Consider the following 24688-nt stretch of genomic DNA (forward strand, 5'->3'; position numbering starts at 1 on the left):
ACTGGACAGGTTGCTGGTAGACGAGTTCAAACAATCGGTACGGCAACGGATACCCGAAATCCCCACCATTCGACTACAACTCGCGGCCGAGTGGATGCAACCTCAACGCCGACAATCACTTTCACATCGCAGGGGAAGTATCCACCATGGGACTGCTCAACCACGATCGAATGCCGATCATGACCGTCTCCTACGCACACATCATCATGCAATTGCATATCGACTGCGCTTTGTGCGTGTGCCCGGTCAAAAAGCAGGCGAAGCAGCGGCTCATCGAGGCAAAACACCTGGTGCCGGATTCGGGTCGGGAGTGAAGCGGATGTTCTGGGAATTCGTTCTGCTGATCAGTATTCCGCTGGCGGTCATCGTGCTCGCGGTGTTCTGGCCCGAGCAGATTTCCAAGCCGGACACGCGATATTCGGTGCGCGCCATTCTCGACCGCATCGCCGACGAAGACCGAGCGCGAAAGGCGAAATACCGTGACCGATACCGGGAATAACCAACACTTTCGCACGGCGGCCGGGCCACGGTCGGCGTGGTGGCGGGTCGGCGACCACGGCCGAATCGAGATCACCCACCTCGCCGATCGCGAAATACCCATCGACACCGCACGTTTCGCGGACTACGCCGCGACCCGGTACTCCTGCGACGGAGTGGTGTTCACCGTCGCACCGACGCTCGCGCAGGCCCATTCCCTGCTGCCGGAATACCACGCGCTCTGGTGCGCGGTGAGCGAGGAGTTCCGGCGGCGGTTCGCCTCCTGACCGCCCGGTGTCCCAGGCCGCCGCAGACCCGCGAACCGAACTACAGTCCGGACACCTGTCCGAGATATTTGGGGCGGGCATACACTGACCCATAGGTGAACCGGCACCCTCGACGCGTAAAGGAGATTCCATGTCCCAGAAGGTTCGCGGCGTCATCGCCCGCAGTGTGGGCGCCCCGGTCGAGATCGTCGATATCGTCATCCCCGATCCGGGCCCGCACGACGTGGTGGTGCGGGTGCAGGCCTGCGGGGTGTGCCATACCGATCTGACCTACCGCGAGGGCGGCATCAACGACGAATTCCCCTTCCTGCTCGGCCACGAGGCGGCCGGCGTGGTGGAAACGGTCGGCGACGCCGTCACGCACGTCCAGCCCGGCGATCACGTGCTGCTGAACTGGCGCGCGGTATGCGGCCAGTGCCGGGCCTGCAAACGCGGCAAGCCGTGGTACTGCTTCGACACCCACAACGCGAGCAAGCCGATGACGCTGGCCGACGGAACCGAGCTGACCCCGGCTCTGGGCATCGGCGCCTTCGCCGACAAGACCCTGGTGCACGAGGGACAGTGCACCGTGATCGACCCGGAGACCGATCCCGCCGTGGCCGGACTGCTGGGCTGCGGTGTGATGGCCGGACTGGGGGCGGCGATCAACACCGGCGGGGTGAGCTACGGCGATTCGGTCGCGGTCATCGGCTGCGGCGGCGTCGGTGACGCGGCGATCGCGGGGGCCCGGCTGGCGGGCGCCACCACCATCATCGCCATCGACCGCGATCCGCGAAAGCTGGAGTGGGCCAAGGAACTCGGGGCCACCCACACCCTCGAGGCCGGTGATGACGTGGTCGAGCGAGTACAGGAATTGACCGGCGGTTTCGGCGCCGACGTGGTGATCGACGCGGTCGGGCGGCCGGAAACCTGGAAGCAGGCGTTCTACGCGCGCGATCTGGCCGGCACGGTGGTGCTGGTCGGCGTGCCGACGCCGGATATGCAGCTGGAGATGCCGCTGATCGACTTCTTCTCGCACGGCGGCTCGCTGAAGTCGTCCTGGTACGGCGACTGCCTGCCGGAACGCGACTTCCCGATGCTGCTCGACCTCTACCGCCAGGGACGGCTGCCGCTGGAGCGGTTCGTGAGCGAGCGCGTGGCCCTCGACCAGGTCGAGCAGGCCTTCACCACCATGCACCACGGTGACGTGCTGCGATCGGTGGTGACGCTGTGAGGATCGACCGCGTCGTCACCTCCGGAAAGTTCGAATTGGACGGCGGCAGCTGGGATGTCGACAACAACGTCTGGGTCGTCGGCGACGACCGTGAGGCCGTTGTGATCGATGCCGCCCACCAGGCCGAGCCGATCATCGCGGCCGTCGGCGATCGCACGGTGCGCGCGATCCTCTGCACCCACGCCCACAACGACCACATCAACGTGGCCACCGAGCTGGCCGAGGCGCTGCGCGCCCCGATCCGGCTGCATCCGGCCGACGAGGTGCTGTGGAGTGCCCTCTACCCCGACACCCGCTACGAACCGCTGCACGATCGGGAGCGAATTCCGGTGGCGGGCAGTGAGATCGAGGTCCTGCACACACCGGGCCACTCCCCCGGCGCGGTGAGCCTGTACCTGGCCTCGGAGAAGACGGTCTTCACCGGTGACACCCTGTTCCAAGGCGGTCCCGGCGCGACGAGTCGCTCGTTCTCGAGCTTCCCCACGATCATCGAATCCATCCGCACCCGCCTGCTGAATCTGCCCGCGGATACCACGGTACTGACCGGACACGGTGACTCCACCACCATCGGCGCGGAGGCACCGCACCTGTCGGAATGGATCAAACGCGGTCACTGAAAATCACTGCCGCACAGTCATTTGCACGACGAGGGCCGCACGAGCGATCGTGCGGCCCTCGGTCGTGACGCCCTTACCGTGGCGGCCTCGCTCACCCCTTGACCAGCGGGATCAGGTAGAGGCGGGCGAAGGCGGCCAGTTCTTCGTCGTTGTGGAATTCTCCGGCGCAGTACGGCGCGAGGATGAGGGAATGCACTATGCGGCAGAGCAATTCGGCGCGGGTGAGCAGGTCGGGGGCGTCGGGCAGTAGCCCACGGTCCACCGCGCGCTGCAAGACCGCCGCCGTCGCCGAGACGCACATGGCGAAGGTCGTGGCGCCCTCGGCGGTCAGCTTCATGATGACCCGCTCCGGCTCGAGGGCCATCATGCGCTCGACGAGCGGGTTGGTCCGCCAGCGGGTGAGGACGGTGACGAAGACGTCGGTGACGAGGTCCTCGACGGTGTCATGGCGCTCGGGAATCTCGGCGACATCGGTGAGCACGGCGGTGACTTCGCGGTTCACCACCGCCTGCACCACGTCGTCGCGGGAGCCCATGCGCCGGTAGACCGTGACCCGGTCGACGCCCGCTTCGCGGGCGATGTCCTCGATGGTGGTCTTCTTGACGCCGACCTTCTGGAACCGGACCAATGCCGCGTCGAGGATGCGCGCTTCCACGCCATCGGCGGCATTGTCCCGGGTAGAGGCAGTTTTCGACGCGCTGATCACACTGTCCACGCTAACAGAGGGACCACCCTTTGCAACATTCTCGAGAAAAATGTTGCGCGCAACATTGCAATAGAAAATGTTGCGCTGTACGTTCCGTGTATGGCTTCGACAGCTGGCGCGACGAGGCGCCCCTACCGCGACGAGGCGCATGCGATCAACGCGCGCGACGTGCACTTCGACTTCGCCACCGTGCCCATGCACTACATCCCCGGTGAGGCGCTGGCCACCCACATCGTCAACGTGATGCACCTGCTGCTGCCGGAAGGTGAGCGGGCGATGGCCCAGGCCCTCGCGGAGTCGTTGCCCTACATCGACGACGAACGGCTCCGCGAGGAGGTGACCGGATTCGTCGGACAGGAGACCATGCATGCCGCTACCCACGAGGCCGCTCGCACGCACCTGCAGTCGATCGGGCTGGACGTCGACTCCTATGTCGGCGCGATCGGCTGGGCCGTCGATCGCATCCTCGGCGACCACGGACTGACCGGTCGCGCCAAAGAGGAATGGCTCAAGGAACGGCTCGGACTGTTCGCCGGCATGGAGCACTACACCGCCGTATTCGGCGAATGGTTGCTCAACGCCGAGGTGCTCGAGCAGAAGGGGATGCATCCGGCCATGCTCGATCTGGTGCGCTGGCACGGCGCCGAAGAGGTGGAGCACCGCAGCGTCGTGTACGACGCGTTCATGCACGTCGACGGCAGCTACGCCCGCAAAGCGCGGACGGCGCTGGTCGCGAGCGCGACGCTGCTGCCGCTGTTCGTGCTGTCGGCCGCGTACATGTATCGCAAGGACCCTTCGCCCGACAAGGGCCGGTTCTGGGGATGGCAATTCGTCAGCGCGACCCGTCGCAAGGTGATCCCGAGCTGGACGACGTTCTTCACCGAGATCCCGCGCTACCTGCGGCCGGGATTCCATCCCTCCCAGCTCGGCCCGATGGATACGGCGTTGCGCTACCTCGCACACTCGCCCGCGGCCAGGGCGGCACAGTGATGACCCGCGCGGCGACCAGCGTGCCCGCCGGGCTGCGGATGCTCGGCGGCGTCATCGACGTCTACAAACACGTGTTCGTCTCGGGACCGGCCGCCACGGTGTTGTCACGGCCGAACCCGGTGCGGCGCAACGGTTTCGACCTGAATATGGTGGTCGAGTCCGTCCAGCGGGAAGCCGACGACGTGGCCGGCTTGACGCTGCGCGCGCCCGGCGGTGACGATCTGCCGAGCTGGCGTCCCGGCTCACATCTGGACGTCTTCCTGCCGTCCGGCCGGCAGCGGCAGTATTCGCTGTGCGGCGACCCCGCCGACCGGCAGCGCTACCGCATCGCGGTCCGCCGCATCGCGGACGGGGAGGGCGGCTCCCGGGAGATCCACGAGACGCTGCGCGTGGGCGACCCACTGCGAATTCGCGGTCCGCGCAACGCCTTCCCCTTCCTCGAGGCGCCGTCCTACCTGTTCCTCGCGGGCGGCATCGGGATCACCCCGATCCTGCCGATGTCCATAGCGGCCGGCGCGCGCGGACAGCTGATCTACACCGGCCGCACCCGCTCCGCCATGCCGTTCCTGGCCGAGCTGCCGGCGCACGCGGAGATCCGGCCGGACGACGAGTGCGGCGTGCCCGTGGTCGCGGACCTGATCGCGCGGGCCGAGCCCGGCGCGGCCGTCTACGTCTGCGGGCCGCCGCCGATGCTCGCGGCCGCCCAGCGCTGCATGTTCGAGCTGAACCCCACCGGCTCCCTGCACACCGAACGGTTCTCGGCTCTGCCCGTCACCGACGGGAAGCCGTTCCGGATCGAACTGGCCCGCTCCCGCCGGACGGTGCGGGTGGAGGCGAACGAGACCGCGCTGAGCGCGATTCGGCGCGTGGCGCCGGACGTGACCTTCTCCTGCCGCCAAGGATTCTGCGGAACCTGCAAGACCGGCGTGCTCTCCGGCGCCGTGGACCACCGCGACCGCCTGCTGTCCGACGCCGAGCGCGGCGACCGGATGCTGATCTGCGTCTCCCGCGCGGCGGGCGACGATCTCGTGCTCGACCTCTGAGCGCTCGACCTCCGACACCGAGAAGGGACAACGTTGTCCGAACAAGCGCATGCCACGCCGATCGCGGTACCGCACGGAAGGAACCTGCGATGAACACACCTCGCGAGCACATCGGCATCGCCATCGTCGGCGCCGGATTCGGCGGTATCGGCCTGGCCGTCAAACTTCGTGAGGCCGGTTTCCACAATCTGGTGATCCTGGAACGCGCGGACGACCTCGGCGGCACCTGGCAGGCGAACACCTACCCCGGCTGCGCGTGCGACGTCCCCTCGCACCTGTACAGCTATTCGTTCGCCCCGAACCCCGACTGGTCGCGCACCTACGGCAAGCAGCCCGAGATCCTCGACTATCTCCGCTCGGTGGCGGAACGGTTCGATGTGGCCCGGCACATCCGCTTCGGCACCGAGGTGCTGGACGCCCGGTGGGACGAGGACGAGTCGGTCTGGCGGATCGAGACCTCCCGTGGCTCGCTCACGGCCAATTTCCTGCTGTCGGCCGCCGGGGTCTTCGCCGAAGCGAAGTATCCGGCGCTGCCGGGCCTGGAAACGTTCGCCGGCAACGCTTTTCACTCGCTGCACTGGGATCACGACCATGACCTCACCGGCGAACGGGTCGCGGTGATCGGCACGGGAGCGTCCGCGGTGCAATTCGTGCCCGAAATCCAGCCGAAAGTCGGCAAGCTGCTGCTCTTCCAGCGCTCCGCGCCGTGGATCGTGCCGCGCATGGACCGCGCCACGCTCGGCGCGGAGCGGCTGGTACTGCGCACGCTGCCGATGGCGCAGAAGGCGATTCGCGGCGGCTGGTACGCCACCATCGAGGCGTTCGGCCTGATCTCGCTGGTGGACAAGCGCTTTCGCCATCCCTACGAGGCCCTCTCCAAGTGGCACCTGCGGCGGCAGGTGCGCGACCCGGAGCTGCGCGCCAAACTGACCCCGGACTACGTGATCGGCTGCAAACGCGCGATCTTCTCCGACGCGTACTTCCCGGCGCTGGACCAGGCGAACGTGGAGGTGGTGACCGAGTCCATCGCGGAGGTCCGGCCGCACTCGATCGTGCTACGCGACGGCTCCGAGCACGAAGTGGACACCATCATCTTCGGCACCGGTTTCAAGCCGATCCCCTCCGTCTTCGAGCGCTACCACGGACGCGACGGGGTGACGATGGCGCAGCTGTATCACCAGCAGCCGCAAAGCTACCTGGGCATCGCACTGGCCGGATTCCCCAATTTCTTCTGCACCCTGGGCCCGTTCGGGGCGGCGGGCAACCAGTCGGCGATCTATATGATCGAATCCCAGATCACCTACATCGTCGACGCTCTGCGCACGATGCGCCGCAAGGGCGCGCGCCGGGTCGAACTGCGACCCCAGGTCCAGGAGCGCTTCGTCGAGGAGATGCGGGAACGCAGCACCTCGACGGTCTGGCTCACCGGCGGATGCCAGACGTACTACACCACCCCCGACGGCCGCAACGCGGGCCTGTACCCGAACTGGAGTTTCGAATACCGCCGCCGCACAGCCGGTTTCGACGCCGAGTCCTACGCGGTGAACGCATGATCGGCCTCGGAAGACTGCTCGGGCTCGTCGGTCTCGGCGGCGAGCGCTACGACGTGAACGGACGGGTGGTGCTGATCACCGGCGCCGGCCAGGGCATCGGCCGGGAACTGGCCGCCATCCTGCACCGGCGCGGCGCGCGGATCGCGGTGGTGGACATCGATGCCGCCGCGGCCGAGACCGCCGCGCGTGATCTCGGCTCGCGCGCGCTCGGCGTGGGGGCCGACGTCGCCGACCGGGAGGGTATGGAGGCCGCCATCGCCTGGGCGATCGACCATTTCGGCCGCCTGGACGTCGTGGTCGCCAACGCGGGGGTCGTGCCCGAGGCCGCGACCCTGCGGACGATGACCGGGCCGGCGTTCGACCGGGTGATGGCCATCAACCTCACCGGCGTGTACAACACCGTGCATCCCGCGCTGGACCAGATCGTCGCCAATCGAGGACACGTCGTGGTCGTCTCCTCGTGCGCGGCGTTCGCACCAGGGATGGCCGGATCGCCGTACATGATCAGCAAGGCCGCCGTCGAGCAGTTGGGCCGCGCCCTGCGGGTAGAACTGGCCGGGTTCGGCGCGAGCGCGGGCGTGTCGTATTTCGGCGTGGTGGAGACCGAGATGACGCGCAGCACTCTCGATCGCGATCCCCTCGGCCACGAACTGGACAGCCTGCTGCCGTGGCCGCTCAACGTCCGGATCAGCGCGACCGAGGCGGCCACCGTGATCGCCGACGGCATCGCCCGCCGCGCACCACGCACCGTCGCACCGCTCGGCTGGGAGCCCTACGCCCTGCTGCGCGGCGCGGTGAACGTCGTGCTCGACAGTCGACTGGCCAACGACGCGCGGATGCACGACCTGGTGCGGCGCGTCGAACAGCGGGCCCGGCCATGACCGGCCGGATCGGCGAAAACCGTGCCGAATACGAGGAATTCGCCACGGCCGGCCTGTTCCCGGGAGACCACACCGTCACCGCGGCGCCGGCATCGCCTCCCGCCCGGGCACTGCGTCGGATCTCGGCACTGCTCGGAGTGGGCACCGTCCTCGCCGCCGTCCCGGTCGACCGGCGCACCCTCGCTGCCGCGCGCCTGCTGCTCGAGCACGGTATGCGCGCGGCCGCGCCGGTGCTCGGCGGGACCGGCATCGACCCGGTGGACGACGGCCCGGTTCCGGGCGAATGGGTGCGCGGACCGCGTGCCACCCGCGACGACGCCGCTGTGCTCTACGTACACGGCGGCGGGTTCGTGGCCGGCTCGCCCCGGTCCTACCGCGGCGTCGCCTCGCGGCTATCCACGGCCACCCGGCTGCCGGTCTTCACGCCGGCCTACCGGCTCGCTCCCGAGTATCCGCATCCGGCCGCGCCACAGGATGTCGCGGCGGCCTACCGATGGCTGCTGACCCAGGGCTACGGTCCGGACCGCATCGTGCTGGCCGGCGATTCGGCGGGCGGTTATCTGGCCGCGGACTTCGCGATCACGCATGCGGCGCAGAGTAATTCGCGCCCTGCCTGCCTGCTGCTGTTCTCGCCGATGACCGATCTCTCCCTGGATACCGCCGCGCGCTCCGCTCATCGGGACACCGTGCTGGGCCCGGCCGTCGCCCGCGCGGCCGTCGCGCAGTTCACCGCGCGACCGCAGCGGCTGCGGCCGGTCGCGGGAACGGCACTGCCGCCGACCCTGATTCACGTCGGCGGGGACGAGTTCTTCACCGCCGACGCCGTCGCCCTCGCCACGGCGCTGCGGGCCGCCGGCGCACACTGCTCGCTGCACACCTGGCCCGGGCAACTGCACGTGTTCCACGCGCTACCTGCCGTCGTGCCCGAATCCCGATCCGCCTACCGCGCCGCGGCCCGCTTCGTCGCCGCCCATCTCGATCCCGCCGGGGAGACAGCGGCGGCGACCGCCGCACCGGGCCGATCGGCGCGGTCAGTAGGCTGACTACTCCACATCACCTCCGGGAAAGAGACCATGTCGCAGTTCGAGAACGTCAGCGTGGCCACGAAGGCCAATGTGTACTTCGACGGCAAATGCGTGAGCCACGACATCACGCTGCCCGACGGCACCAGGAAGTCGGTCGGCGTGATCCTGCCGTCGACATTGACCTTCGCCACCGGCGCTCCGGAGATCATGGAACTGGTGGAGGGCGAGTGCGCCGTGACACTGCCCGGCGCGACCGAGCCGACGACCTACCGCGGCGGCGAATCGTTCTCCGTGCCCGGCGACAGCTCGTTCGACATCGAGGTGCGGGAAACCCTGCACTACGTCTGCCACTTCGGCTGACCAGCCGATAACACGGGGCCGCCGATGCTCCCCGCCACCCCGATGACCTTGTCCATTTCCCGCCGGATCGCCGCCGTTCACGACGGTAAGGTCCGGGCCATGACACCGGACAACAGGACCGTGGTTCAGGCTGCCTGGCGAGCCTTCGCCGGCCATGACGCCGAGCAGATCGCAGCATTCTTCACTCCGGACGCCGAATGGCTGGCGCCGGCCGGCAATGCCACCGCGGTCGCCTTGGACGCTCCCAGCCACATGATCGGACGCGAGGCCATCACGGAGTTCATCGCGAACGGTTTTCCCCGCCTGTTCTTCGCCGATGTCGCGCTGGATTTTCACGGCTTCTACGCCGAGGGCGACCGGGTGATCGTCGAGGAGACGATGACTGCCACGCTGGCGAACGGGAATCGCTACAGCAACGACTACTGTTTCGTGTTCGAACTGCGCGACGGAGTGATTCACCGGGTTCGCGAATACATGGACACCGCGCGCGGGCACCGTGACGTCTTCGGTGAACCGGCGGTCACCGGCTGGCAGTTTCGGTCACTTTCGCGATCGTCGACGCCGACAAGCGCCAGGGCGCACCTCGGTGATGATCAAGGCCGGGTGTCGAGCAAAGGGCGGATGAGCTTCGCGCCCTTGATGTCGAGCCAGTCCCGGAAGGTCATCAATCCCGGGTGCAGTGCGCGCAGTTCGTCGACGTCGACGTCGGGGATGCTGCCGTCGCCGCTGTTGAGCAATTCGTAGCCGCGGGCGAATCGTTCGTTGATGCGGCGCAGTTCCTCGATCGGGCGCTGGATGTACGGGACCGGCCGCCCGAGGGCGGCGCCGACCTGGGCGGCGACCTCCGGCGGCGTGAGCACGTCGCCGACGAGTTCCAGTGTCCGGTCGCGATAGTCGTCCGGATTCCGCAGGGCGAGTGCGGTGAACGCGCCGATATCGTCGAGCGCGATGAATTGCTGACGCACGTGCGCGGCGGCGGCGGTGCGCAGCGCGCCGTCGCTTATCCCGACCGTCTCGGACTGCGTGATCAGATTCTCCATGAAGGAACTCGGCCGCAGCACCGTGGCCGAGACACCCGACGCGGCTATGTACTGCTCGATCTCCCATTTGGTCGGCTGGCCGCCTCGATCGGCACCCAGGCCCGAGCTGTAAACCAGGTGCGCCACACCATATTTCACCGCCGCGTCGGTGACGGCCTTACCGGCCTTCACCTCGTCCTGCTCCGGGGCCAGCGGCCCGGGATGCACGCTGTAGACGCCGTAGGCGCCGTCGACGCAGCGGTCGATCGTGGCGGGATCCTCCAGCGAGCCCGCTATCACCTGCGCGCCCGCCCGCGCCAAGCTTCGCGCTCTGTCGCAGTCGGGGCGGCGAGTCAACACCCGCACCTGCCATCCGTCGGCAAGGAGACGATCGGCGACCGCCCCGCCTTGCTGCCCGGTCGCGCCGATGACGAAAACAACCTGCTCCATGAGCCCTCCGTAGGCGAATCTTCGGGGCTACCGCGCCGCCGAGCCGCAGTAAACGGAGACCGTTCTCCGCTTCTGCTCACTATACGGAGAGGACTCTCCGTTTTGCAATCGTGGCGGCTACGATCGAGCGATGGGTAGGGACGCGGGGCAGGTTGCCAAGCCACTGCGCGCGGACGCGCGCCGCAACCGGGACCAGGTACTGGCGGTCGCCCGGGAGATGCTCTCGGTGGACGGCTCGTCGGCCTCCTTCGACGAGATCGCGCGCCGAGCGGGCGTCGGCGTCGGCACCGTGTACCGGCATTTCCCTACGCGTTCCGCACTGTTCGAGGCGGTCGTCGTCGGCCGGGTGGAGGAGTTCACCGAACGAGCACGCCTGCTCGCCGGCACCGATACCGCGCCGGCGGACGCGTTCTTCGACTACTTCACCCACCTCGTCGGCGAGGTCGCCCTCAACCAAGCGCTGTGCGAAGCGCTGGACGACGACGGCGGCACGGCCGTAGCGATCCCCGACCCCCTCCGTCACGACTTCATCCGGTCGTTCGACACCCTGCTCTCCCGGGCGAAAGAGGCAGGGGCCGTACGCCCCGACATCGATGTCGCCGACGTGCTCGACCTGGTCATCGGCGCGGCGACGGTCGAACGCCGCGCCCGAGCGCGCAACGCGCCGAACCCTCTGATCGCCGTCGTGCTCGACGGCCTCCGCGTGCCCGATCACCGAGCGCCTGCGTGACCGTCACCGGTTGCCGAACCACTGCGCTGGGAATGATGCTGGGCCACAACGCATGTCGCGCACACGACCGAGGGCCGCACGATCGCTCGTGCGGCCCTCGGTTGTCCCCCAGCCCTTTTCCCCGGGTCTAGGAGTATTCGACCTGCCAGTGTTTGATGCCGTTGATCCAGCCCGAGCGCAGGCGCTGGGGGTCGGAGATCTGGTGCAGGTCGGGCATCACGTCGGCGATGGCGTTGAACATCAGGTCGATTTCCAGGCGGGCGAGGTTGGCGCCGACGCAGAAGTGGGCGCCGGTGCCGCCGAAGGCCAGATGCGGGTTGGGATCGCGCAGCACGTCGAAGTCGAACGGCTTGTCGAAGGCCGCCTCGTCGAAATTGGCCGAGCTGTAGAACAATCCGACCCGCTCACCGGCCTTGATCAGCTGCCCACCCAATTCCACATCCTCGGTCGCGGTGCGCTGGAACGCGGTGACCGGAGTCGCCCAGCGCACGATTTCGTCGACCGCCGTGCGCGGACGCTGCTGCCGGTACAACTCCCACTGGTCCGGATGGTCGACGAAAGCCTTCATCCCGTGCGTGATCGCATTGCGGGTGGTCTCGTTTCCGGCGACCGCGAGCAGAATGACGAAGAATCCGAATTCGTCCGAACCCAATGCCTCGCCGTCGATATCGGCGCTGACCAGTTGGCTGACGATATCGCCCGACGGATCGGTCCGGCGCGCCTCGGCCATATTCCACGCGTAGCCCAGGATTTCGGCCGAGGCGACCGCGGAATCACCGTATTCCGGATCGTCGTAATTGAGCATCTGATTCGACCAGTCGAACAGCTTGTGGCGATCGTCCTGCGGGACGCCCAGCAGTTCGGCGATGGCCTGCAACGGCAATTCGCACGCCACCTGTTCGACGAAATCGCCGCCGCCGGATTCCTTGGCGGCGCGCACGATTCGCTCGGCCCGCTCGGTCAATGCCGCCCGCAGGCTCTCCACGGCGCGCGGGGTGAAGCCCTTGGAGATGATGCGGCGGATCTTGGTGTGCTTGGGCGGATCCATGTTCACCAGCAGCGCACTGGTCACCGACAACTGCTCGGGCGTGGCGAAACCGGGCAGCCGGATGATGGAACCCTTCTTCTCCGAGGAGAAGACGTCCGAGCGGCGCGAGATCTCCTTGATGTCCTCGTGCCGGCTCACCACCCAGTAGCCGGCATCCTCGAACGGGTAGGACTGCTCCTCACTCTGGGCGTTCCACCAGACCGGCGCGGTGCGCCGCAATTCCGCGAATTCGGCGACCGGACTTCTCTCGGCCCACAGTCCCGGGTCGGTGAAATCGAATCCGGCCGGTATCGACGGAGCAGCCACAGTTCCTCCTCGTGTCCGCTGCACTGCGAATCATGGATTTTTCGAAACGTGTTCTTCCTTGATTAGAACACGTTGCACTGCAGCGGAAAAGAGCTGCGGATGCGCGCATTCCGGAAAAACAGAAGTTATGACAAAAGGAATTCAACGGCGGGTTTCGTTCATCCGCTCACCTCGGTTCTCCGGTCGCGATGCAGACGCGGCGCGGCCCGCCCCGCCGGCAGCGGCAGATCGAGATATGTCCGCACTCCTGGAGCGGCCGCGACGACATCGGGGATCGCGTTCACACAGTTCAGCGCCGTGGCGACGATCGAGGGATTGCGCCGGGCCCCCTCGGCCGGATCGTGGGCGTGCAGCCCGGACAGGGTCAGGACACAGCCGGGGTCGCCGCGCACCTCGACCTCGAACCGCTGACCGTTCGGCCCGAAGGTCCACGCCGGGTCGAAGTTCCGCTCACCCATGAACCAGTTGACCGCCGCCGTGATCACCGGTTCGCCGTCGACCGTGCCCTCCCACCGAAAATGCTGGGCCGCAACCTGTCCCGGTTCGATGACGCCGATCGGTGAGTCGATCGGCGCGGTGGCGACCGCGATGTCGTGGGTGGTGCGGATATCGGGATCCAGGTCGAATCCCAGTTCGTCGGCGATCATCCACACAGACTGGCTGTAGCCGCCGGCCAGCATCGCCGCGACGGTGCTTCCCGCGGCCTTCTCCGGATCGGCGCCGAACATCATCCAGTGCCGCACCACATCCGGAGCGCCGTAGGTGCGGATATCGGAGAATTCCTCGGCTCGGACGCCGGTCACCGAACCCGACAGCGCGGAGACCACCAGCGGCAACCGTTCGGTGAGGCCGCCAGGGTGAATTCCGGTGCCGTGCAACGTGACTCCGCCCTCGGCGCAGACCGCGTCGAACTTCTCGCGGTCGCGCTGCCGGGGATAGAACCAGCCCAGCGGAGTCACGACGTTCTTGCCCGAACGCAGGATCGCGCGCAGCACCGAGGTGTCGGCGAAGACCGGGCTGTAGATCACGCAGTCGGCGTCGAGGGCGAGCAGGGCCCCGGCATCGGTGGTGGCGGTGACGCCGATGCGGTCACGCCCCACCAGGGTGCCGAGATCGACGCCGTCCTTGTCGGGGCTGTGCACCCAGGCGCCCACCAGTTCCAGCTCCGGATGGTCGAGGACACCTTCGATCGCGGCGCGACCCACGCCGCCGGTCGCCCACTGAACCACCTTGATCACGAGCGCTCCCCTTCCCGGCCGGCCGCGCCCATCACTGGTCCCGGACGATCGAGAGTGCCTGGGTCGGGCAGTACCGCACCGCGTTCTCCACATCCGCGCGGTCGGCCTCGTCCACCTCGGGCCGCACGATTTCGACCTTGCCGTGTTTGGGCACGTCGAAGTAGTCCGGCGCCTCGGCCTGGCACATCGCGTGGCCCTGACACAGGTCCAGATCCACCTCGATACGCATCAGCTCTGTGCCTCCTTATCGGCCTGCTCCGGCTCGCGCAACGGGGCTTCCGGCTGCACCTCGACCAGCACGAGATGCGCGCCGCGCGGTGTGTTGACCACCGCGGCGATCGCGGCGGCGAGGTCGGAGGCGCGCAGGAAGAAGGGGTGGCGGGCGAAACCCCATTTCACCCAGTCGTCGAGCAGTGGGCCGACCTGCTCGGGTGCGGCGTTCATCCCCATTCCGGTCTGGGTCGCGCCCGGCCGCACGATCGAGGCGCGAACACCGGTGCCCTCCAACTCCATTCGCAGCTGCCGGGCCATCGCCTCGAGTCCGGTCTTGGCGGCGTTGTAGGCGCCGTTGCGGGGGCGGACCTGGTCGGCGCAGTCGGAGCCGATGAAGACGAAATCGCCGCGGCGCCGGGAGATCATGCCCGGCAGGATGCGATGGGCCAGCCGTTGCGCACCCACCAGATGGACGTCGACCTGCTTCAGGAAGGTCTGCGGTTCCATCTCGTAGGCGAGACCGAATTCGATGTCCCCGGCGCCGGATACCGCGACCTCGATGGGCCCCAGCGCCTCCTCGGCGGCGGTGACGAAAGCGTCGACCGAGGCGTCGTCGGTGACGTCGAGCGAACCCGCGAAGGCGGTGCCGCCGTTGGCGGTGATCTTGTCGGCCAGTTCGCGGCAGGTCTCCACCCGGCGCGCCCCGAGCGCCACCGGGAATCCGGCCTCGGCCAGCGTGATCGCGGTCGCGGCGCCGATTCCCGACGACGCCCCGGCGATGAGAACCGGTCGCACATCCGGGTGCGGATCGAAACGCGGCATACTATGAAACCTCCACGGTGACAGGGAGTTTCGCGAACCCCCGGACATTGGTCGAATGCACCCGCTCCATGGCGGACTCGTCGACCGAGTACTCCCGGACGCGGGAGGCGAACTCGCGCAACGCGACAACCGTCTCCAGCCGGGCCAGATGCGCGCCCAGGCAGAAGTGCACGCCGCCGCCGAAACTGGCCAGCGCGCTCTTGTCGGTGCGTTCGATGTCGTAGCGATCGCCGTCGGTGAAGACCGCGTCGTCGCGATTGGCGGAGCCGATGAGCAACACCACCTTCGAACCGGCAGGGATCACCCCGTGTTCGAACGGCACATCGACGACCGAGGAGCGCGCCACCATCTGACTCGAATTGTCGTAGCGCAGCGTCTCCTCGACCCAGTCCGGCACCAGGTCGCCGTCGGCGACGACCTTGGCGAACTGTTCGGGGTTGCGGCCGGCCCAGTACAGCGCGTTGCCGAGCAGTTTGGTGGTGGTCTCGTTTCCGGCCACGACCATGAGGAACATGAAGCCGATGATCTCGTCGTCGGTGAGTTTGTCACCGTCGATCTCCGCGTCGAGCAGCGCCGAGGTCAGGTCCTCGGTGCGGCTGCGGCGGCGCTGGGCGACCATGTCGGAGTAGTAGACGACCAGATTCAGCGAGGCCTCGATGGCGGCCTCCGGCACGTCGAGCACACCCTCCTCGCGGTGCACCACCAGGTCGGCCATCCGGCGGATCTCGGCGCGATCGGGTTCGGGCACGCCCATCATGTCGGAGATGACGTCCATGGGCAGCTTGCCCGCGAAATCCTCGATCCAGTCGAAACTGCCCTGTTCGAGCGCGGGTTCCAGGTGCTGCAGCGTCAGTTCCCGGATCCGGTCGCCCATACCGGCGATCCGGCGCGGCGTGAAGCCCTTGTTGACCAGCTGGCGCATGCGCAGGTGGCGCGGATCGTCCATGGCGAGAAACGACATGGTCTTGTGCGCGTGCGGGCCCCACGCGGCCGGGTCCAGGGAGACGCCGTTGGCACTGGACAGGCGGGTGGCGTCGCGGAATGCGGCGGTCACGTCGGCGTGGCGCGACAGCGCCCAGAAGTCCAGGTCCGGGTTGTAGTACAGCGGGGCCTCCGTGCGCAGCCGCCGATACACCGGATACGGATCCTCGTGGAAGCGGTAGTCGTAGGGATCGAATACGACCGGTTGCGCAGATGCCACAGTCATCACACCCACCTCTCGAAATATAACGCGTTCACATCGAGCCTCATCCGCACACCGCCAACCGAGACACAGGACTGGACATGTGTCTGGACGCTACCACCGGACCGTAATCCGGACAATGGGCGAGCCCGAGCTCCGCCATCCCCTTCACGATCCCTCGCCGAGCAGCGGCTGCAGTTCGGCCACCGACCACGGCGGAGTTTCGACATGGTCGCGATAACCGATCGACTCGAGCTTCGGCCGGGCGAAGCGACCGACGAATCCGCCTGCCGCAACGAAGATCTCGCCCGTCGCGGTGGCGAGATCGGAGGCGAGATAGACATACAGCGCGGCCGCGTAATCGGGCGGCGGCGCGTCCAGCGACGACTGCGCGGTGAACTCGTCGAGCAGCCCCCGCTCGCGCAACTCGGCGATCTTCGCCTCGTATTCCGGTCCGGTGGACAGTCGCGTCCTGGCCCCCGGGCAGATGGCGTTCACCCGGATACCGTGCTCTTTCAGCTCCGCGGCCATGGCCAGCGTCAGGCTCGCGACCGCGCCTTTTCCGGCCGGATAGCCGGTGCCGCCGTAGTCGCCGAGATAGGCGAACGAGCCGGTGTTGACGATCGAGCCGGCGCCGCGGGCCACCATCAGCGGCGCCACCGCGCGGCAGGTGTTGAACACCGTGGTCAGGTGGGAATCGAGCTGGGCTCGCCAGTCCGCTGTGGAGATATCGAGGATCGAGGAGTGCGCGGGTTCGGCGATCCCGGCACAGTTGACGAGAACATCGACGGCACCGAAACTTTCGACGCACCGGCTCACCAGCGCGTCCGCGATCGTTTCGTCCGCGGCCGAGCCCGCGACCGCGACGGCACGACCGCCCGCCGCGCGAATTTCGTCCACCACCGCGGCCACCGCCGCCTCGCTCCGGGAATTGACCACCACCCCCGCGCCCTGGCGCGCCAGTCCGACGGCGACGGCCCGGCCGATGCCGCTGCCGCCACCCACCACGATCGCCGCCTTACCGGCCACCCCCGCATCTCCGGTCATCGCCGGTACCGCCTCTCACCGATTCGATCGGTCTGCAACACGTTCTTGTATTCACAGCTCCGTCCAAACTATATTCCGTACAGGTGTCCAGACAGCCCTATCGGAGAGGCGAATGACGAAACTGCTCCCCCCAGGCGAGGGATCCCGGCTTCTGATCGACGGCAAACTGGTCGCCGGCGGCGCGGGGGTGTTCGCGACGGTCAATCCGGCGACCGAGGAGATCCTCGGCCAGGCCGCCAATGCCGACGCCGCCGATATGGACGCGGCCATCGCCGCCGCCCGCGCGGCCTTCGACAACACCGAGTGGTCGCGCGATCACGCGTTCCGCGCCCGGTGCCTGCGGCAACTGCGCGACGCGCTGCGCGACAACATCGAGGAACTGCGCGAGATCACCATCGCCGAGGTGGGCGCCCCGCGCATGCTGACCAGCGGCCCGCAACTGGAGGGCCCGATCGGCGACCTCGGTTACTTCGCCGACCTGGCCGAAAGTTACGGGTGGGTCAGCGATCTCGGCGTCGCGAAGCCGATGGGAATCCCGACGGCGCGCACGCTGCGCCGCGAGGCGATCGGCGTGGTCGGCGCCATCACGCCGTGGAATTTCCCGCATCAGATCAACTTCGCCAAACTCGGCCCCGCGCTGGCGGCGGGGTGCACCGTGGTGCTCAAACCGGCTCCCGACACCCCGTGGGTCGCCGCGCTGGTCGGCACGGTGATCGCCGAACACACCGACATTCCGGCCGGCGTGATCAATATCGTCACCTCCGACGACCATCAGCTCGGTGCCCAGCTGGTCACCGATCCGCGGGTGGACATGATCTCGTTCACCGGATCGACGCAGACGGGCCGGACCATCATGGCCGGTGCGGCGCAGAGTTTGAAGAAGGTCTTTCTCGAACTCGGCGGGAAGTCGGCCTTCATCGTCCTGGACGACACCGATGTGGCCGCCGCGGCGAGCTACGCGGGGTTCACCGTCTGCGTCCACGCGGGCCAGGGTTGCGCGCTCACCACCCGCCTGCTGGTTCCGCGCGAGCAGTACGACACGGCGGTCGCCGCGGCGGCGAAGTCGATGGGCGGCATCGTCCCGGGTGATCCGAACGAGCCGGGCACCGTCTGCGGGCCGGTCATCTCGGCGCGGCAGCGCGACCGTGTGCAGCGCTACATCGATATCGCACGCGCCGAGGGCGGCACCATCGTCACCGGCGGCGGCAGTCCCGATCGCGACCGCGGGTTCTTCATCGAACCGACCCTGATCAGCGGAGTGTCCAACACCTCGACCGTGGCGCAGGAGGAGATCTTCGGCCCGGTGCTGGTGGTGATCCCGCACGACGGCGACGACGACGCCATCCGGCTGGCCAACGAATCGCCCTACGGGCTCTCGGGCGAGGTGTGGGGCACCGACCAGGCGCGAATCGACCACGTGGTCAACGGTGTCCGGACCGGAACCCTCGGCGTCAACGGCGGTATCTGGTACAGCGCCGACGCCCCGTTCGGCGGCTACAAGCAGTCCGGCATCGGCCGCGAACTCGGTGTCGCCGGATTCGAGGAGTACCTCGAAACCAAGCTCGTCGCCACCGCCCAGAAATAGACAGCACGCGACCTCGTCGCGAATCATCGACAGGAGAAGACAACTCATGGCTCGTTTCACCGATCGCGTCGCGATCGTCACCGGCGCGGCCCAGGGCATCGGCGCCGAATACGCGAGGGCGCTGGCCGGCGAGGGCGCCACCGTCGTCATCGCGGATCTCAACGAGGACAAGGGAAAACAGGTCGCCGAGGAGATCAGCGGCGGCGGCGCCACCGCGGTCTTCCATCCCGTCGACGTCTCCGATCCCGAATCGGTCACCACCCTGGCCGACTACACGCAGAACGAGTTCGGCGCGATCAACCATCTGGTCAACAACGCCGCCATCTACGGCGGGATGAAGTTGGACCTGCTACTGACGGTGCCGTGGGACTACTACAAGAAGTTCATGAGCGTGAATCTCGACGGCGCGCTGAACATGACCCGCGCGGTGTGGCAGCACATGTCGAAGGGCGGCGGCGGGTCCATCGTGAACCAGTCCTCCACCGCCGCATGGGTGTATTCGAACTTCTACGGCCTCGCCAAGGCCGGGGTCAACAGCCTCACCCAGCAGCTGGCGGTCGAACTCGGCGGATCCAACATCCGCATCAACGCCATCGCGCCGGGACCGATCAACACCGAGGCGACGCAGACCGTCACCCCGGGCTCGATCGTGAACGACATGGTGAATCGCCTGCCGCTCAAGCGGATCGGCACCCCGCAGGATCTGGTGGGGGCATGCCTGTATCTCCTGTCGGACGACGCGGCGTGGGTCACCGGGCACATCCTCAACGTGGACGGCGGGCAGATCATCCGGTAGCAGCGCGCGACGCCCGTCCCCGCGACGGGCGTCTCAGCGGGTCGGTGGCAGCGGTCCGTGCGGTGAACCGGGATAGGCCGCTTCACCTTTCGCGATCAGAGGTCGGCGCTGCCGCGACGGACGGTGACCGGCTCGGCCAGGCGCTTCTCATCGCAGACCTGCTGCAGAGTCTCCAGGGTTTCGTCGAGTCCGGGGCCCAGCCGCGGGCCGGGTGTGAACGTGGCCGGCAGATGGCGCATGCCCTGGATCACGCCGATCGTGTCGTAGTGCACCGCGCCGCCGGGATCGCACCGGAAATCCGGCAGCCGATCGAGCACGGCGACCAGCATGCGCTTGAACACGGTGCGCGCCACATTGGAACCGATACAGCGGTGGACGCCCAGACCGAAGCTGAAGTGGCGGTTGCCCTTCCGATCCAGGTCGACGGTGTTCGGGTCCGGGAACAGTTCCGGGTCGCGGTTGGCCATCGCCCACGACAGCCACAGCCGCTCCCCTTCCTCGAGCCGGATGCCCGCGTATTCGCAATCCGCGGCGATGGTGCGGCCGTCACCGGGTGCGGGAGTGAAGTACCGGAGGAATTCCTCGGTCGCCGAGTTCAGCAGCAGGTCGCGTTCGGCGCTGAGGATCTCCCGCTGATCCGGATGCTCCGAGAGCCATTCCAGCGCATGGGCCGTCAGCGCGGTGGTGGTGTCGAAGCCGCCACCGATCAGCAGGCCCAGCATGCCCAGGATTTCGATATCCGGCGGCGCGGCGCCGTCGATCTCCAGACGCGTCAGCGCCTCGATGATTCCCGGACGCGGATTCTCGCGCAGCTGCGTGAGGTTGATCAGCAGATCCAGGCCCATCGCCTCGTGCTGGCGCCGAACCCGTTCGATATCGGGCGAATTCGGTGGGGTGTACACCGAGGCGTGCGCGGGTTCGCAGTACAACTGCCATTTGCGCAGCGGGATGCCCAGCATCGCCAGGGTGAGGACGGCCGGCACGATATTGGCCAGATCGTCGACGAAATCGATACGGCCGCTCTCGATCCGATCGTCGAGACTCGCCCGGACCACCTCGTCGACGAACGGCACCCAGCGCTGTACCGCGGCCGGCGACAGATACGGATTGAGCGCCTGGCGCCACAGCCGCTGCTCGGGCGGATCCATCTCGAGGATGCCGTTGCGGATGACATTCCCGGTCTCGGGAAACGGAATGGTGATGCCGCGGTAGCCGCGGCGCTCCCCGTTCGGATCGTGGTCGCTCGACACGTGTTCCGAGCGCGCGAGGCTGAACACCTCGCGGCTGCCGGCCGCCACCCAGTGCCCCCCGTAGGTCGGCGACCACGCGAGCGGACACTGCCGGTGCATCTCGGTGGTGATCGCGTCGAAATTGTCGCGGTACTGCGGCGCATGCCGATCGAAGTCGTAGCGCGGCTGTCTGTGGTCGTCGGCGTGCACGGTCACGATGCTGTCCTCTCGGGCGTCCCCGGTCTCAGGCTCCAAGCACACAGAATACGGCGAACGGCAATATTGCTCTCCAATTTTGAGAATGCTATTTCAGGCAATATCGACGTCATAGGTATGCGCTACAGTGGCTCGCCGATACGATTCACAGCACGGACGGGGGCACGGTCGATGTCGACACCGACCACGACACAGCGCATTTCGACGAGCCGGGCGCGGTAGGCGATGGCCACCGACGATCGTTCGGATTCCCCGCAGCAGCCGCCGTCCGGCGAGCCGGGCCCACCCCCGGCGCCGCCGACCCGGGCCTACCCCGGCGGCGTGCCGGATCCGGGCGCCCAGCCCGGCGGGCCCGGCCCGCAGCAACCCGCTCCGCCGACCCAGGCCTATCCGGGACAGCCCGCCCCGCCGACACAGGCCTACCCCGGGCAGCAGGCGCCGCCGACCCAGGCGTATCCCGGCGGGCAACCGGTGCCGCCGCCCGGTTCTCAGGATCCCACCGTGCACGCGGGACAGGGATATCCCGCCGGCGTGCCGTATCCCGGGGACCCGAATCAGCCCCCGATGTACGGGCAGGCATATCCGCCGGGCGGTTATCCCGAAGGCGGATATCCGGGCGCGCAACCGTATCCGCAGCCGTATCCCGACACGCAGTACGGGGGCGCGCAGCCCTACCCGTATCCGGGTGCGCTGCAACCGAATTCGGGTGGCGGCAAGGTGCTGGCGATCGTCGCGGCAGTGGTCGTGGCGGTCCTGGTCCTGGGCGCGGTCGTCGCGGTGATCGTGGTGCACAACCACAACAAGAACAGCGATACCGATGCGGCCGCCGGCCGGTCGACGAGCGCCGGCCCCTCCCCGACGTATTCGACCTCGACCGCGCCCACGACCCGCGAGACCACCCGCTACGCTCCCCCGCCGCCTCCGCCGACCCCGGCCGACGTCTGGATCGCCGCGGGCTACGACGTCGATACCGGCAAGGTGACCTGGGCGCGCAGCACGGTCAGCTCCGACGACGCCACCAACCAGGTCCAAACCCGTTGCCCCGGTTGCGCACAGCCGGCCGCGTGGGCGCGCAACGCCTGCGTGGCGGTGGTGGTCGGCCAGAACAACGGCTGGGCCTCCACCTGGGGCACCACCGCCGAAGAGGCCGAATCCAAGGCCATCAGCAGCGCACAGGACAACTACGGGGTGTCGGGACCGTTCAACAAATGGTCCAAATGCGCGACGGAGTGATCGCACCCTGACGATCGCTTCCCAGCAACGGGAGCAGTCACGCGCAGTGTCGGACTTATGCTTCCGGCAGTGCTGTCGGCCCGGACACGAGTCGTGTCCGGCGACAGTGACGCACACGAACCGGCGTGCGGCGGAAGGCGGATCATGGTCATCCCAGGCGTGTCCGCGGTGAAAGCGAGGCAGCGATGAGCCCCGATGGCACCATACGACTGGGCGACCTGCACAAACTTCCCGACTATGCACCAGAGGGTTTGATAGCGTTCTTCGATGCCGCCGAGGCGGTTATTCAGGAACAGATCCGCACGCTCGGATCGGGCCACCCGTCGGAAGCGCCCGACTTACGCGACAGACTCCGTGGTCAGGGTATATCCAATCCCGAGGACAAATCGGAGATGGTCGATAAGTACGGCAGTCACAAGAAACAGCTGAGCAACGCCGTATCCAATATTGAGCGAGACGACCACGGCGTCGTGAAACACACCGCCGGAATCGGCAAGGCTGTAACGGACGCTTATTCGGGCGTCGATACCGCGGTGCGGGAACTGAATACGAAGATCGACGCCTCTTGGAAGGTGAAGCCGGAGACCTGGAAAGACGACAACGGCAGAGAGCACAAGAGACTACCGAAGGCCATCGTCGACGGCTTGTTCAAGGCCATGTGGGAAACCCTGAGTACGACCTTCGACAAGGTCCACGGCGTCTCGGATCAGGCGGCGGCCGCGGCGCTGAAGATAAAGGGCGACGCCCCGCCCTCCTCCCCCGGCAATCCGATACCGGCTGTGTCGCCCGGTTCGGGCCCCTCCGCGGGAGTCACCCCGGCGGGATACAACGGGAGCACTCCTTGGAGCGGCCAGTCGGGTTCCATGGGTACCGCGATCATTCCGACTACGGAGAAGCCCACCGCGATGGCGATGATGAAGTACCTCATCGACACCTACCACTTCACCCCGGCACAGGCGGCCGGCATCGTCGCCAACGCGAAATTCGAGTCGGATTTCAACGTTTCCGCCACCGGCGACAAAGGATCGGCGAAGGGCCTGTTTCAGTGGCGTTTCGACCGACTGTCCGGCCTCAACGACTTCGCGAGCAAGAAGGACCCGCAGACGGGCAAGCAGAGGAATATCGGTGACTGGCATACCCACATCGATTACATGGTTCAGGAGTTGCGCAGCGGCGGCTACAACGCGGCCAATGCCGCCGTGAACTCGAACCCGAACGATGCCCGGCAGGTCGCGGCGGACTTCGACCATCTGTACGAGAAGAGCAGCGGTGACACTACGGACAAACGGCGCGAGTACGCGGCCGGGCTCCTGAAATCGTACAACGAGTCGAATTCGCCTCTCGCAGTGTAACTTCGCGTCGATCAGGGCACGATGACGGCGCGGCCGCGCAGGGTGCCCGCCGCGAGCCTGCGGTATGCCTCGGGACCGTCGTCGAGGGTGAAACGTTCGACAGCGATATCGAGGACACCCTCGTGCGCCAGGTCGACGAGTTCGATGAGTTCGGCCCGTGTTCCCCAGTACGGCGAGGTCACCGCCGCCTCGTAGGGGCTGATGCCGAATCCGACCCGGGCCGCGGCCTTTCCGTCGCCGAGGCCGACGATGGTGACATCGGAGTCCACTCCGGCGACCGCCATGGCGGTGTCGACGGTCGGCTGATAGCCGACGAAGTCGAGCACCAGGCTCGCACCCGCCGCACCCGTGATCTTGCGGACGTTGTCGGCAGCCGCCGCATCCGACAGCACCGCCTCGTGCGCACCCACCGACTTCGCGAACTCGAGTTTGTCGTCGCTGACATCGAGGGCGACGACGCGTGCGGAGGACAGGTGCCGCAACAACTGGATAGCGACGTGACCGAGGCCGCCACTGCCGATCACCACCGCCCACGATCCGGGCCGCAGCTTGCCGAGCGATCGTTTGATCGCGTGATAAGGCGTGAGCCCGGCGTCGGTGAGCGGCACCGTCGCGACCGGATCCAGATCGCCGATCGGGACGAGGTGGCGGGGTGAGTCGACGATCAGATACTCGGCGATCGCGCCCGGCGCGCCGAGGCCGGGCGGGAAGATACCGAGTTCGGCGGCGCGCGAGCAGTAGTTCTCCATGCCCTGCGCGCAGCACCAGCAGCCGCCACATCCCCACGGGCCGTAGACCACGACGCTGGTGCCCACGTCGAGTCCGCGCACGCCGTCGCCGACGGCCGCGACCGTTCCGGCCCCTTCGTGCCCGAGGGTGAGCGGCAGTTCGAACCCGAACGCTTCGAGAGGCATCGACATCACGAAATCGTCGGAATGACAGACCCCGGCGGCGGTGACCTTCAGCAGCACCTCGCCCGGCCCCGGCTCGGGAGTGGGAATGTCGCGGACTTCCGGTTCGGCACCGACGGTGACGTACTGCAAAGCCTTCATAGCGCTTTTCCTCTCGG

The 24688-nt window shown here is 67.5% G+C and carries 26 protein-coding genes and 1 pseudogene; 17 read left to right on the plus strand and 10 right to left on the minus strand.

What is annotated here, in order from left to right:
* Window positions 1-146: 146 nt before the first annotated feature.
* The 5 genes from NE2_RS36160 (at window position 147) to NE2_RS01135 (ending at window position 2594) form a co-directional block, all read left to right on the plus strand.
* Complete coding sequence (locus NE2_RS36160; protein ID WP_167356686.1) at window positions 147-314, plus strand: hypothetical protein; 168 nt, start codon at window positions 147-149, stop codon at window positions 312-314.
* 5 nt (window positions 315-319) lie between these two features.
* Window positions 320-499, plus strand: a complete 180-nt coding sequence (locus NE2_RS01120; RefSeq protein WP_146165200.1) for a hypothetical protein — start codon at window positions 320-322, stop codon at window positions 497-499.
* Window positions 480-764 carry a hypothetical protein gene (locus NE2_RS01125; protein ID WP_063023006.1) on the plus strand — a complete coding sequence of 95 codons (285 nt, stop codon included), beginning with the start codon at window positions 480-482 and terminating at the stop codon, window positions 762-764. Before NE2_RS01120 ends, NE2_RS01125 begins: the two co-directional genes overlap by 20 nt.
* Before the next feature lie 130 nt (window positions 765-894).
* Complete coding sequence (locus NE2_RS01130; protein ID WP_030515752.1) at window positions 895-1977, plus strand: S-(hydroxymethyl)mycothiol dehydrogenase; 1083 nt, start codon at window positions 895-897, stop codon at window positions 1975-1977.
* A complete protein-coding gene (locus NE2_RS01135) occupies window positions 1974-2594 on the plus strand; it encodes an MBL fold metallo-hydrolase (RefSeq protein WP_233429603.1) in 621 nt (206 codons plus the stop codon). The genes NE2_RS01130 and NE2_RS01135 overlap by 4 nt, the downstream gene beginning before the upstream one ends.
* 91 nt (window positions 2595-2685) lie before the next feature.
* On the opposite strand, the gene NE2_RS01140 is transcribed toward NE2_RS01135, so the two are convergent.
* Window positions 2686-3300, minus strand: a complete 615-nt coding sequence (locus NE2_RS01140; RefSeq protein WP_063023325.1) for a TetR/AcrR family transcriptional regulator — start codon at window positions 3298-3300, stop codon at window positions 2686-2688.
* A 99-nt stretch (window positions 3301-3399) separates the two neighbouring features.
* Between NE2_RS01140 and NE2_RS01145 the strand changes: the two genes are divergently transcribed.
* The 7 genes from NE2_RS01145 (at window position 3400) to NE2_RS36650 (ending at window position 9896) form a co-directional block, all read left to right on the plus strand.
* Window positions 3400-4290, plus strand: a complete 891-nt coding sequence (locus tag NE2_RS01145) for a metal-dependent hydrolase (RefSeq protein WP_063023010.1) — start codon at window positions 3400-3402, stop codon at window positions 4288-4290.
* Window positions 4290-5333 carry a PDR/VanB family oxidoreductase gene (locus NE2_RS01150; protein ID WP_063023012.1) on the plus strand — a complete coding sequence of 348 codons (1044 nt, stop codon included), beginning with the start codon at window positions 4290-4292 and terminating at the stop codon, window positions 5331-5333. The genes NE2_RS01145 and NE2_RS01150 overlap by 1 nt, the downstream gene beginning before the upstream one ends.
* An 89-nt stretch (window positions 5334-5422) precedes the next feature.
* Entirely contained in the window at window positions 5423-6886 is a 1464-nt protein-coding gene (locus NE2_RS01155; RefSeq protein ID WP_063023014.1) for a flavin-containing monooxygenase, read from the plus strand.
* Complete coding sequence (locus NE2_RS01160; RefSeq protein WP_063023016.1) at window positions 6883-7767, plus strand: short-chain dehydrogenase/reductase; 885 nt, start codon at window positions 6883-6885, stop codon at window positions 7765-7767. The genes NE2_RS01155 and NE2_RS01160 overlap by 4 nt, the downstream gene beginning before the upstream one ends.
* On the plus strand, window positions 7764-8810 hold the full coding sequence (locus NE2_RS01165; protein WP_063023018.1) for an alpha/beta hydrolase: 1047 nt from the start codon (window positions 7764-7766) through the stop codon (window positions 8808-8810). The genes NE2_RS01160 and NE2_RS01165 overlap by 4 nt, the downstream gene beginning before the upstream one ends.
* A gap of 30 nt (window positions 8811-8840) precedes the next feature.
* The gene (ppnP, locus tag NE2_RS01170) at window positions 8841-9152 is read left to right on the plus strand and encodes a pyrimidine/purine nucleoside phosphorylase (RefSeq protein ID WP_063023020.1); all 312 of its coding nucleotides are present in this window, start codon (window positions 8841-8843) and stop codon (window positions 9150-9152) included.
* A 99-nt stretch (window positions 9153-9251) separates the two neighbouring features.
* A complete protein-coding gene (locus NE2_RS36650; RefSeq protein WP_218018541.1) occupies window positions 9252-9896 on the plus strand; it encodes a nuclear transport factor 2 family protein in 645 nt (214 codons plus the stop codon).
* A gap of 41 nt (window positions 9897-9937) precedes the next feature.
* Here the strand turns inward: NE2_RS36650 and NE2_RS36835 are convergent.
* A pseudogene (locus tag NE2_RS36835) lies at window positions 9938-10621 on the minus strand (NmrA/HSCARG family protein); the annotation flags it as partial.
* Window positions 10622-10751: 130 nt separating this feature from the next.
* Between NE2_RS36835 and NE2_RS01180 the strand changes: the two are divergent.
* Complete coding sequence (locus NE2_RS01180; RefSeq protein ID WP_063023024.1) at window positions 10752-11351, plus strand: TetR/AcrR family transcriptional regulator; 600 nt, start codon at window positions 10752-10754, stop codon at window positions 11349-11351.
* Between the two features lie 127 nt (window positions 11352-11478).
* Here the strand turns inward: NE2_RS01180 and NE2_RS01185 are convergent, their stop codons facing one another.
* The 6 genes from NE2_RS01185 to NE2_RS01210 all read right to left on the minus strand — a co-directional run bounded on the left by NE2_RS01185 (window position 11479) and on the right by NE2_RS01210 (window position 17208).
* Window positions 11479-12705 carry a cytochrome P450 gene (locus NE2_RS01185; protein ID WP_063023026.1) on the minus strand — a complete coding sequence of 409 codons (1227 nt, stop codon included), beginning with the start codon at window positions 12703-12705 and terminating at the stop codon, window positions 11479-11481.
* A gap of 158 nt (window positions 12706-12863) precedes the next feature.
* A complete protein-coding gene (locus NE2_RS01190) occupies window positions 12864-13943 on the minus strand; it encodes an NAD(P)H-dependent amine dehydrogenase family protein (RefSeq protein WP_063023028.1) in 1080 nt (359 codons plus the stop codon).
* A gap of 31 nt (window positions 13944-13974) precedes the next feature.
* Complete coding sequence (locus NE2_RS01195; RefSeq protein WP_030515738.1) at window positions 13975-14172, minus strand: ferredoxin; 198 nt, start codon at window positions 14170-14172, stop codon at window positions 13975-13977.
* Window positions 14172-14978 carry an SDR family oxidoreductase gene (locus NE2_RS01200; protein ID WP_063023030.1) on the minus strand — a complete coding sequence of 269 codons (807 nt, stop codon included), beginning with the start codon at window positions 14976-14978 and terminating at the stop codon, window positions 14172-14174. The genes NE2_RS01195 and NE2_RS01200 overlap by 1 nt, the downstream gene beginning before the upstream one ends.
* Before the next feature lies 1 nt (window position 14979).
* A complete protein-coding gene (locus NE2_RS01205) occupies window positions 14980-16185 on the minus strand; it encodes a cytochrome P450 (protein ID WP_063023327.1) in 1206 nt (401 codons plus the stop codon).
* Window positions 16186-16329: 144 nt separating this feature from the next.
* The gene (locus NE2_RS01210; protein WP_063023031.1) at window positions 16330-17208 is read right to left on the minus strand and encodes an SDR family NAD(P)-dependent oxidoreductase; all 879 of its coding nucleotides are present in this window, start codon (window positions 17206-17208) and stop codon (window positions 16330-16332) included.
* Window positions 17209-17320: 112 nt separating this feature from the next.
* Here NE2_RS01210 and NE2_RS01215 point away from each other — a divergent pair, with 112 nt between their 5' ends.
* Together NE2_RS01215 and NE2_RS01220 are read left to right on the plus strand one after the other, a co-directional pair.
* A complete protein-coding gene (locus tag NE2_RS01215) occupies window positions 17321-18793 on the plus strand; it encodes an aldehyde dehydrogenase (RefSeq protein WP_063023033.1) in 1473 nt (490 codons plus the stop codon).
* Between the two features lie 46 nt (window positions 18794-18839).
* Window positions 18840-19589 (plus strand): SDR family oxidoreductase, encoded by a 750-nt coding sequence (locus tag NE2_RS01220; protein WP_063023035.1) that lies wholly within the window; start codon window positions 18840-18842, stop codon window positions 19587-19589.
* A 95-nt stretch (window positions 19590-19684) separates the two neighbouring features.
* Here NE2_RS01220 and NE2_RS01225 read toward each other — a convergent pair whose 3' ends face one another.
* A complete protein-coding gene (locus tag NE2_RS01225; RefSeq protein WP_063023329.1) occupies window positions 19685-21037 on the minus strand; it encodes a cytochrome P450 in 1353 nt (450 codons plus the stop codon).
* A gap of 222 nt (window positions 21038-21259) precedes the next feature.
* On the opposite strand from NE2_RS01225, the gene NE2_RS01230 reads away from it, so the two are divergent.
* Complete coding sequence (locus tag NE2_RS01230) at window positions 21260-22267, plus strand: DUF4189 domain-containing protein (RefSeq protein ID WP_063023037.1); 1008 nt, start codon at window positions 21260-21262, stop codon at window positions 22265-22267.
* A gap of 185 nt (window positions 22268-22452) precedes the next feature.
* The gene (locus NE2_RS01235; protein WP_063023039.1) at window positions 22453-23619 is read left to right on the plus strand and encodes a phage tail tip lysozyme; all 1167 of its coding nucleotides are present in this window, start codon (window positions 22453-22455) and stop codon (window positions 23617-23619) included.
* A gap of 11 nt (window positions 23620-23630) precedes the next feature.
* On the opposite strand, the gene NE2_RS01240 is transcribed toward NE2_RS01235, so the two are convergent.
* Window positions 23631-24671 carry an NAD(P)-dependent alcohol dehydrogenase gene (locus NE2_RS01240; RefSeq protein ID WP_063023041.1) on the minus strand — a complete coding sequence of 347 codons (1041 nt, stop codon included), beginning with the start codon at window positions 24669-24671 and terminating at the stop codon, window positions 23631-23633.
* Window positions 24672-24688 lie beyond the last annotated feature (17 nt).

Source organism: Nocardia elegans NBRC 108235 (assembly GCF_001612845.1).
In the GTDB taxonomy this organism is placed as follows: domain Bacteria; phylum Actinomycetota; class Actinomycetes; order Mycobacteriales; family Mycobacteriaceae; genus Nocardia; species Nocardia nova.

Excerpts from the sequence above, each read along its gene's own strand:
- NE2_RS01165 (WP_063023018.1), top strand. The coding sequence starts at position 7,764 with ATGACCGGCCGGATCGGCGAAAACCGTGCCGAATACGAGGAATTCGCC.
- NE2_RS01160 (WP_063023016.1), top strand. The coding sequence starts at position 6,883 with ATGATCGGCCTCGGAAGACTGCTCGGGCTCGTCGGTCTCGGCGGCGAG.
- NE2_RS01220 (WP_063023035.1), top strand. The coding sequence starts at position 18,840 with ATGGCTCGTTTCACCGATCGCGTCGCGATCGTCACCGGCGCGGCCCAG.
- NE2_RS01130 (WP_030515752.1), top strand. The coding sequence starts at position 895 with ATGTCCCAGAAGGTTCGCGGCGTCATCGCCCGCAGTGTGGGCGCCCCG.
- NE2_RS01155 (WP_063023014.1), top strand. The coding sequence starts at position 5,423 with ATGAACACACCTCGCGAGCACATCGGCATCGCCATCGTCGGCGCCGGA.
- NE2_RS01215 (WP_063023033.1), top strand. The coding sequence starts at position 17,321 with ATGACGAAACTGCTCCCCCCAGGCGAGGGATCCCGGCTTCTGATCGAC.
- NE2_RS01235 (WP_063023039.1), top strand. The coding sequence starts at position 22,453 with ATGAGCCCCGATGGCACCATACGACTGGGCGACCTGCACAAACTTCCC.
- NE2_RS01230 (WP_063023037.1), top strand. The coding sequence starts at position 21,260 with ATGGCCACCGACGATCGTTCGGATTCCCCGCAGCAGCCGCCGTCCGGC.
- NE2_RS01210 (WP_063023031.1), bottom strand. The coding sequence starts at position 17,208 with ATGACCGGAGATGCGGGGGTGGCCGGTAAGGCGGCGATCGTGGTGGGT.
- NE2_RS01195 (WP_030515738.1), bottom strand. The coding sequence starts at position 14,172 with ATGCGTATCGAGGTGGATCTGGACCTGTGTCAGGGCCACGCGATGTGC.
- NE2_RS01180 (WP_063023024.1), top strand. The coding sequence starts at position 10,752 with ATGGGTAGGGACGCGGGGCAGGTTGCCAAGCCACTGCGCGCGGACGCG.
- NE2_RS01120 (WP_146165200.1), top strand. The coding sequence starts at position 320 with ATGTTCTGGGAATTCGTTCTGCTGATCAGTATTCCGCTGGCGGTCATC.
- ppnP (WP_063023020.1), top strand. The coding sequence starts at position 8,841 with ATGTCGCAGTTCGAGAACGTCAGCGTGGCCACGAAGGCCAATGTGTAC.
- NE2_RS01150 (WP_063023012.1), top strand. The coding sequence starts at position 4,290 with ATGACCCGCGCGGCGACCAGCGTGCCCGCCGGGCTGCGGATGCTCGGC.
- NE2_RS01200 (WP_063023030.1), bottom strand. The coding sequence starts at position 14,978 with ATGCCGCGTTTCGATCCGCACCCGGATGTGCGACCGGTTCTCATCGCC.
- NE2_RS01145 (WP_063023010.1), top strand. The coding sequence starts at position 3,400 with ATGGCTTCGACAGCTGGCGCGACGAGGCGCCCCTACCGCGACGAGGCG.
- NE2_RS01205 (WP_063023327.1), bottom strand. The coding sequence starts at position 16,185 with ATGACTGTGGCATCTGCGCAACCGGTCGTATTCGATCCCTACGACTAC.
- NE2_RS36650 (WP_218018541.1), top strand. The coding sequence starts at position 9,252 with ATGACACCGGACAACAGGACCGTGGTTCAGGCTGCCTGGCGAGCCTTC.
- NE2_RS01240 (WP_063023041.1), bottom strand. The coding sequence starts at position 24,671 with ATGAAGGCTTTGCAGTACGTCACCGTCGGTGCCGAACCGGAAGTCCGC.
- NE2_RS36160 (WP_167356686.1), top strand. The coding sequence starts at position 147 with ATGGGACTGCTCAACCACGATCGAATGCCGATCATGACCGTCTCCTAC.